This window comes from Leptolyngbya sp. FACHB-36 (genome assembly GCF_014695955.1).
Classification (GTDB): domain Bacteria; phylum Cyanobacteriota; class Cyanobacteriia; order Leptolyngbyales; family Leptolyngbyaceae; genus FACHB-36.
Window position 1 is genome coordinate 1 of record NZ_JACJPG010000476.1, and the last position, 7,401, is coordinate 7,401.

General features: G+C 54.0%; 7 protein-coding genes. 2 read left to right on the forward strand and 5 right to left on the reverse strand.

Annotated features, from left to right (window positions below; translation table 11 throughout):
- The coding region (speA, locus tag H6F43_RS13565; protein ID WP_190343271.1) for a biosynthetic arginine decarboxylase at positions 1-1,784 on the reverse strand (1,784 nt) is incomplete at its 3' end.
- 128 nt (positions 1,785-1,912) lie between these two features.
- Positions 1,913-2,404 carry a hypothetical protein gene (locus H6F43_RS13570; RefSeq protein WP_190343272.1) on the reverse strand — a complete coding sequence of 164 codons (492 nt, stop codon included), beginning with the start codon at positions 2,402-2,404 and terminating at the stop codon, positions 1,913-1,915.
- Positions 2,405-2,509: 105 nt separating this feature from the next.
- Here H6F43_RS13570 and H6F43_RS22715 point away from each other — a divergent pair, with 105 nt between their 5' ends.
- Positions 2,510-2,632, forward strand: coding sequence for a hypothetical protein (locus tag H6F43_RS22715; RefSeq protein ID WP_277879932.1), 123 nt, complete (start codon positions 2,510-2,512; stop codon positions 2,630-2,632).
- Between the two features lie 158 nt (positions 2,633-2,790).
- Positions 2,791-3,018, forward strand: a complete 228-nt coding sequence (locus tag H6F43_RS13575; protein WP_190343276.1) for a DUF4327 family protein — start codon at positions 2,791-2,793, stop codon at positions 3,016-3,018.
- A gap of 103 nt (positions 3,019-3,121) precedes the next feature.
- On the opposite strand, the gene H6F43_RS13580 is transcribed toward H6F43_RS13575, so the two are convergent.
- From H6F43_RS13580 to H6F43_RS13590, 3 genes are all read right to left on the reverse strand, one after another.
- Positions 3,122-4,387, reverse strand: coding sequence for a protein kinase (locus H6F43_RS13580; RefSeq protein WP_190343273.1), 1,266 nt, complete (start codon positions 4,385-4,387; stop codon positions 3,122-3,124).
- Between the two features lie 122 nt (positions 4,388-4,509).
- Positions 4,510-6,537 (reverse strand): serine/threonine phosphatase, encoded by a 2,028-nt coding sequence (locus tag H6F43_RS13585; protein ID WP_190343274.1) that lies wholly within the window; start codon positions 6,535-6,537, stop codon positions 4,510-4,512.
- Positions 6,538-6,705: 168 nt separating this feature from the next.
- The coding region (locus H6F43_RS13590; protein ID WP_190343275.1) for a cellulose binding domain-containing protein at positions 6,706-7,401 on the reverse strand (696 nt) is incomplete at its 5' end.

Below are 7,401 nucleotides of genomic sequence, written 5' to 3' on the forward strand. Positions count from 1 at the left end.
TGAATGGCATTCGTGTCCCCAAACAGATTGTGCAAATTGCCCATAATTTCCTGATAGGCACCATTGAGGAACATCCCCAGATAGTAGGGTTCTTCTGGCTTGAGCGGATGCAACTCCAGCACATGCTTGACATCGCGGAGATCAATAAACTGGTCGATTTTGCCGTCGCTGTCGCACGTGAGGTCTGCTAGCGTGCCGCGCTTAGTGGGTTCTTCATCCAAGCGATGAATCGGCATGATCGGGAACAGTTGATCGATCGCCCAGCTATCCGGTGCCGACTGAAACACCGACAGGTTGATGTAGTAGATCGACGCCATGATCTTTTCCAGATCTTCCAGGTCATCAGGAACGTATTCTTGCTGACGAGCGATCGCCAGAATCTTCTGGCAGCACGCCCAATACAGCCGCTCTGCCCGCGCCCGTTCTGGCAGGCTTAGATAGCCCAGCGTGAACAAGCTAATCGCTTCGTCTTTAAACTGGCTGGCGTCGTGATAGGTTTCCTGGTAGTTCTCGACGGTAATCGACTCGTAAGTTTCGGACAGGTTGCGAATGATCAGGTGTTCTTTTTCCTGAAGTGGCTCTGGCGTAGCGGAAGGCGCGTCGCTGGTGCTAAGGACGTTGAACACGAGCACCGACTGATGCGACGCGATCGCGCGTCCACTCTCGCTAATCAGCGTCGGCACGGGCAAATTCCGCTCGGCGCAGGCGTCTTTCACCGCCGCAACGACGTCGTTGGCGTAGTTCTGGATGTTGTAGTTTTTCGAGGCGTGGAAGTTTGTTTTGGAGCCGTCGTAATCTACGCCCAAGCCGCCGCCCACGTCGAGGTACTTCATCGTTGCGCCCAGCTTTGCCAACTCGACGTAAATCTGCCCCGCTTCCCGGAGGGCATCTTTGAGCACGCCGATCGAGGAAATCTGAGAGCCGATGTGGAAATGCAGCAGTTCCAGCGAATCCAGCATGTCAGCCGCGCGGAGCTGCTCGACCGTGCTGAGGATTTCGGGAATGGTTAGACCAAATTTTGCTCGATCGCCGGCTGAAGTGCCCCAGCGTCCCATTCCTTTGCTGCTGAGTTTGGCGCGAATGCCAAGAATCGGGCGAATTCCGAGCTTGCGACTGGCGTCGATCGCCAACTGCACTTCCTCAATCTGCTCCAGCACAATAATTGGCGTTTGTCCGAGTCGCTGCGCCAGAATTGCCGTTTCGATGTATTCGCTGTCTTTGTAGCCGTTGCAAATTAGCAGCGCACCGGGTGTTTTTAAGCTAGCTAGCGCAATCATCAGTTCCGGCTTCGATCCAGCTTCCAGTCCGAACTGGTGCGGTTTGCCAAACTTAACCAGCGCTTCGATCAAATGTCGCTGCTGGTTGCATTTAACCGGAAACACGCCACGGTAGACGCCAGGATAGTTGTAGCGGGCGATCGCTTTGGCAAACGCTGAATTTAGCCGCTCGATGCGGTCTTCTAGAATGTCCGAAAAACGAATCAGCAGCGGCAGGTTTAAATTGCGCTGTTTAAGCGCGTTGACCAATTCAAACAAATCCAGCGAGCCGCCGCGCTCTCCCTGTGGGGATACCGTAATGTGTCCAGCAGCGTTAATTGAAAAGTACGGCTCGCCCCAGCCATTGATGCGATAAAGTTCTTCGCTGTCTTCGATCGTCCAAGTGGGCGAAGCTGATTTGGTCGCCGGTGGCGTCACTACTTCTTGCACAGACGATCGCTTGGAGGATGGTTTTGAGGTAGCCGATTTTCCATCCCCAGAATCGACGACGATCGATGGTTTACCCATTAACTAACCCTCATTAAACGGTGATGGATCAAGATAAGCGTGCGTCAGACTGCAAGTTTATCGCATCACCCCTTGAGATGCAGGTTCGCTGGGGTACGGAATGCCCCCACTTCTTGTTAATTTCACGCCTACTCGATCGGGGGCGTCAGCGGCGGCGGGGTGGGAGGAGATTCGAGTTTGGCAGAAGCAGGCGGCATTATCGTCTCTGGCATTAGAACGGGAGGGGGGGGAGCTGTTTCAGACGGAGCGATGGCTAGAGTAGGTTTGGAGACTTGGATGCCAAGCTGATCTTTTGCGGTGGATAACGCGACTGTTACGCTGCTCCTTCCAACCGACAGGAGCGACTTGCCTGTCTTGCTCAAGAGGCGATCGATGCCTGCATCCTCGCTGGCTTCCAGACTGTTAATCCAACTGCGCACCGTCTGTCCGGTTTCAAAGGAGAATGTCCAGAACCACTCGCCAACCACCAACACTAGGCAAATGACTAACCAAACTAGATAGCCTGTCTCTCTAAAAATCGTCCACGTGAGGACTCCTGCCTGCTTGTAGGCTTCAGTGGTGGCAGGATCGGATACGGTTTGCCATACTTTCGAGGCTTGTGTTTGGATCTGGTTATTCATATTGCTAGTGACTCTTCAACAATTCCGTATCCAGGTCTTAACATTAATGGAGGGTTTTCGTTGAAGAATTTATGATCCAGTGCTCTTCTCGGAGAGTAAACTAGATTGCTCCTTGAATCTGGCTGGCTCAGCAACGGCGCGATCGCTGTTTTAGCCGTAACTGTCTTTTATCATGAGGGTGCTGGACGGTTTGGTACGGGAATTCCCCAATTTCTTGGCTCTTTCTGAAGAGCGACTTACCAGATCAATGGAGTATGCTAATATCGATAGCTGAAAATCTTGCTTTCTTTAGAATCCGTTCAGTGATGCGCAATTGAGCTTTTTTAGGAAGCATTAGCAAGCAAAAGGTAAAGTATTCACACAACTTAATTATGGTCCAACACGCTATGAACCAGCAGGTTATTCACCCAATGGTTAAGCTTCAGCGGCAAGTTCGATCGCTGCTTGATTCAAAACTTCTTAAGCCCACAGACAGCCTTTGGAAAATTGCGCTGCTTTACGGCGATGACTGGTCCTTCTGGAAGCAGGAACTGCTTGCCTACGACTTCACAATGCAAGATCCTGTCAGTGAATTATTGGCAGTAGAAAGCTGGGAAGACGACGGCGAGGAGTGAGAGAGGTAGGGAGTCGCCTAAAGTCTTTGGCTCGGTTTAAACCCGAGCCATGAATGCTGTAGCGTTTTCCTGACTGCTCAACTCCCACTGCTTGTGTCTTTCTTCATTTTGGCAAGCAGTTTGTTAGGGCTAGGGCAAGTTCCTTGGCAGTGCTGTAGCGATCGCGGGGGCGCGGATCGGTCACGCATTCAATGACGGCTTGCAGGCGTGGTGAAACTGCCGCAATGCCTTTGGGTAAAAAGCGATAGCCGTCGTTTGTTTTGCGGTAGAACGGACGTGGGTTTTCGCCCGTCAGCAGATAGACCAGGGTAGGACCGATCGCGTACAGATCGGACTGGGGCAGTGGTCTACCAAGCGTTTGTTCAGGGGCGCTGTAGCCTTCTGCGCCGATGCGCGTTCCCGGTGGCATTCCAGCGGCTTTGACGGCTCCAAAGTCCAGTACCACCACGCGATTGCTCAGCGATCGTACGAGCAGATTGCCGGGTTTAATATCTCGGTGGATGATTGGCGTAGGGCGGTTGTGCAGATACTCCAGCACATCGCAGGTCTGGATCATCCAGGTAATTGCCTGCTGAGGGGAGACAGGACCCGTCTCTCGAACCCGCTGTTCTAGGTCTTGTCCATGCACTAGTTCCATCACCAGGTACTTTTTGCCTGCCTCGACGAAGAAGTCATAGAAGCGAGGAATGCCCGGATGATTCAAGCATTTCAGGGTTGCTGCCTCACGCTCGAAAAGCTCCTGGGCTTTGGGAATTCGCGCCATGTCAGCGTTCATTTCCTTCAGCACTAGCAGTTTACCTGACTCGGACGCGGTAGCCGCTCCTGCATGCCACACCAGATAGGTTGTTCCCATGCCGCCTTTACCGAGCACCCGCAGCACTTGATACTGACGGATGGTTTGCTCGACGCGCACAGGCTGACCGCAGCGAACGCAAAACAAGTTGTTTGGAGAATTGCCCGCATGGGTGCAGGGCTTTAGGCGCCCGCTAGACGGCAATGGAGATACGATCGCGGGTGCTTTTGGTAAATCGGGCAGTTGAAGCGAAGGTCCTACAGCACCGGTTAGCACTTGAAACCGCAGACGGGGACCTTCACGAGCTAGCTGGATCAGCGCATCGGCTGCTAACGTTCCCGTCGTAATCGCGCAGCCGTCCAAAAACGTGCCGTTGGTGCTGTGATTAATTAACTGCCAAGCAACCTCTGACGTGTCTAGCCGCCGCAGCACAAGATGGTGCCGCGACACGAGCGGGTCGCTTAAAACAACGTGATTATCCGGCGATCGTCCAACGCGAATCAGCGACTCTTGCTCGAAGCGCCACTGCCTGAGAGGCGTTTGCTGCTGCGGGTCCAGGAGCGTCAGAATGACCATTCGATAGGAGGCGTTAGCTAATAGTCATGAACCATCAGTGGTTAGCGGTCAGCGGCTAGTGATTACACGCGTTGAGGTGGTGAACGAACTACGGACGACAGAATCACCCATCACTTACCACGCTACTTCAAGCGTTCCAGATTCGGGCGCACTTTGGCGCGGATCGCGATCGTCGTAATGTTGTCATGACCATTGTATTGGTTCGCCAGTTCAATTAACCGCCCAATACCCTGCTCCAAGTTAGTTTGGGAGCTTAATAGCGGCTCTACGTGCGTTTGGAAGTGCGTTTCCAGGAGGTCGTTGTCGGTCAGTCCGTCCGAGCACAAAAACAGCAGTGTGTCTTCGTTCAGTTCCAGGTATTGAATATCCGGCTTAACAAAATGTTCGTCACGGGGTCCTAGCGCCTGCGTTAGCTGGTAGGCGTCGGGGCGAGCGTAGGCAATGTCGGGTTCCACCCCGCGCTGAATTTCGCGCTGTCCGACTTCGTGGTCGATCGTCAGTTGCTCTAAGCCGCGCTTGCGCGTGTAGCGGTAAAGGCGACTATCGCCCACGTGAGCAACCGCAACTTCGGTGCCTTGAAGCAGCACCAATACCAGCGTCGTGCCCATTCGTCCGCTGCCCGATCGGGCATTTTGCTGGTTGATGTCATAAATTGCTTTGTTGGCAAGCTGGACGGCTTCGTTGAGCACGTCAGGTCCCGGCAGCTTCGTCGTTATGTCTGCCCCAGCCATCCAGACACTGCGAAAATAGGTCCGCAGGGTATCCACCGCGAGGGCACTTGCCACTTCGCCATCTGCTTGCCCGCCCATACCGTCGCAAAGAATGTAGAGGTTACGAGCGTGGAGCGTTTTACCCATCGGGCTTTCCAGCTTAGCGACTTGGGTTTCAATGCCGAAATAGTCTTCGTTGTGCTGTCGCTGGCGACCGATATCTGTCCAGCCAAGGTCTTCTAAGTTCGCTAACTGCATTGGCAGGACGATCGTCGGGTCATTGTCGGGTTCGCCCTCGTCCTCAATCAGAGTGACCAACTGATTCAGCGGCAGGTTCAACTGGGTGGCAGCAGTCGGTGCAGCGCTCGTCGCATTTTTCAGCTCGATCGGAGGATTTGTAATCGGTCCATCGCTCGCCACAGGGATGTCCGCTGGGGGTGGACTGAGTGGAACCGTTGCCTGTCCGGTTTGCAGCTCGTAGGCGATCGCTTCGATGCGCGATCTCAGATCTTCTGCCGTCTCTACCTTTCCGGTTGCCAGCTCGGTCAGCAGCCGCGATAAATCGCCAAACTGCGTCCGCTGCGTTTGGGTAAACAGCGTCTGCCACAGTTGCCCCAGCTCAGACAGGGTTGGCGTGGTGGCAGTCAAGTCTGGATAGAGGCGCTGTAAACAAAGAGACTGGTCTTCGTCTACCCGCAGGTTCTCGATCTCCAGCACGCTTTTGAGGCAGCGCCACGGCTCTAGCGCTTCCCACAGTTCGGCAATTTCGTAGAGCCAGTGCAGAATTTGAAGCGGCGGCAGCGAGAGCCGTTCATCCAGCCATAGATCGATCAACAGCGGAAAGTCAGAGCGGTCTTCGAGCAGCACGATTTGCTCTCCGTCTTGCTGCCAAGCATCGTGAATAAATGGAATTGTCTGATAGAACTGGTTGCCCAGGGCGCGATACGGCTCCGCGATCGTTGGAACAACCAGCGTCACCGAACTGACTCCTACCGTGGCAGCGGTAGTGCCCGCTGGCGTAGAGTCGCTAGAGGCATTCAGCTCCTCATGCGTTAAAGCCGCCAGCGGCGATCGTTGCAGCGGGTTGCAGTCGAGGACGCGCACCTGCTGCTCGTGGGTAATCGCATCCGGTGGGGGCAGTGGGTCCAAAAGCTGATAGCGGTGCTGTGCGTCCAAGAAAATGGCTGGGGCGGTTCCGTCTCCAGCGTCGGGGGCAACAGGTTCAGGCTGGCTTGCGGCAGATGAGCCTTTGAGCTTGTCCGTAATGATTGCCCACCAAACAACCCCTGCGATCGCGCCGCACGTTGGACACTCAAGCGAGCTGAAGGGAACTGGACTGCTGCATTCCGGACAGGAATTCTGAGTCAGCGACGTGCCACACTCTTGGCAAAACTTGTTTGTGTTTGGGTTTTCAAACCGACAGTGAGGACAGACAAGCATTATGAGGCTTCCTTAATATTCCTGTCTAGAAGGCACATCAGCAGCTGATGGACATTTGGGAGGCAGTTTGGGCTCGAAACATCCCATAATCGCCCAAATCGATTCTGGCATGAATGAGTTGTAGCCTAATTTAAACAGAATTCCCAGGGTTATCTGCTTGTGTCTAGGTTATCTGAATGTTCCAGCATCTGGACGTAAAGAGGCAAGAACCCCCTTAGGTCGGTAATCTTGACCTAGTTTGGTTGCGCAAAAACCCAGATTTACCGTTTGGTTAGGCTGAATCACTTGTGCCCATTCAGGCGGCTCGACCGTATAGCGCGATCCCTGAGGAATAAACGTTCCATTCCAGCTATTGTTAATTGCCGCTTGATTCATTTGAAAGGTGAGCTGCCAGCGGCGTGTCGGACGATCGCCGCCATTCTTCACGCGCATCTCCACACAAAATCCTGTCTGCCAGTCGGATTGAATTTTCATCTCAGCCTGGAGCGGATTAGATTGCTGTGCAATTTGGGGAGGCGTCGGCAGAGCGGCTTCTTTTCGAGATGGCACTGCTGCTTCTCTTGGAGATGGTGCCGCGGCTTCTCTTCGAGGCGGCAAAGATTCTCTTTGAGACGGCACCGTTTGAGTCGGTACAGCCGATTCTCTTCGAGGTGGCTCAGCCGATCGACTTGGGGGTGATGTAACGATGGGATTCGGGGACGGTGAGGGCTGCAAACCAGGAACGGGCAGAAGCTGACTGAGAAGCTGCTGCTTGGGTTGCTCCACGCTGCGCCAATCGTCTACCAAAATACCGCCCGTGTCGCTACTGTTGGGGTTCCAACTCCAATAGGCAAAGCTGAGGTTGTTTTGACGAATGAAATCAAC

Bases quoted from the DNA above. Each gene is read 5' to 3' on its own strand.
- H6F43_RS13580 (WP_190343273.1), bottom strand. From the start codon at position 4,387: ATGGTCATTCTGACGCTCCTGGACCCGCAGCAGCAAACGCCTCTCAGG.
- H6F43_RS13575 (WP_190343276.1), top strand. From the start codon at position 2,791: ATGAACCAGCAGGTTATTCACCCAATGGTTAAGCTTCAGCGGCAAGTT.
- H6F43_RS13570 (WP_190343272.1), bottom strand. From the start codon at position 2,404: ATGAATAACCAGATCCAAACACAAGCCTCGAAAGTATGGCAAACCGTA.
- H6F43_RS13585 (WP_190343274.1), bottom strand. From the start codon at position 6,537: ATGCTTGTCTGTCCTCACTGTCGGTTTGAAAACCCAAACACAAACAAG.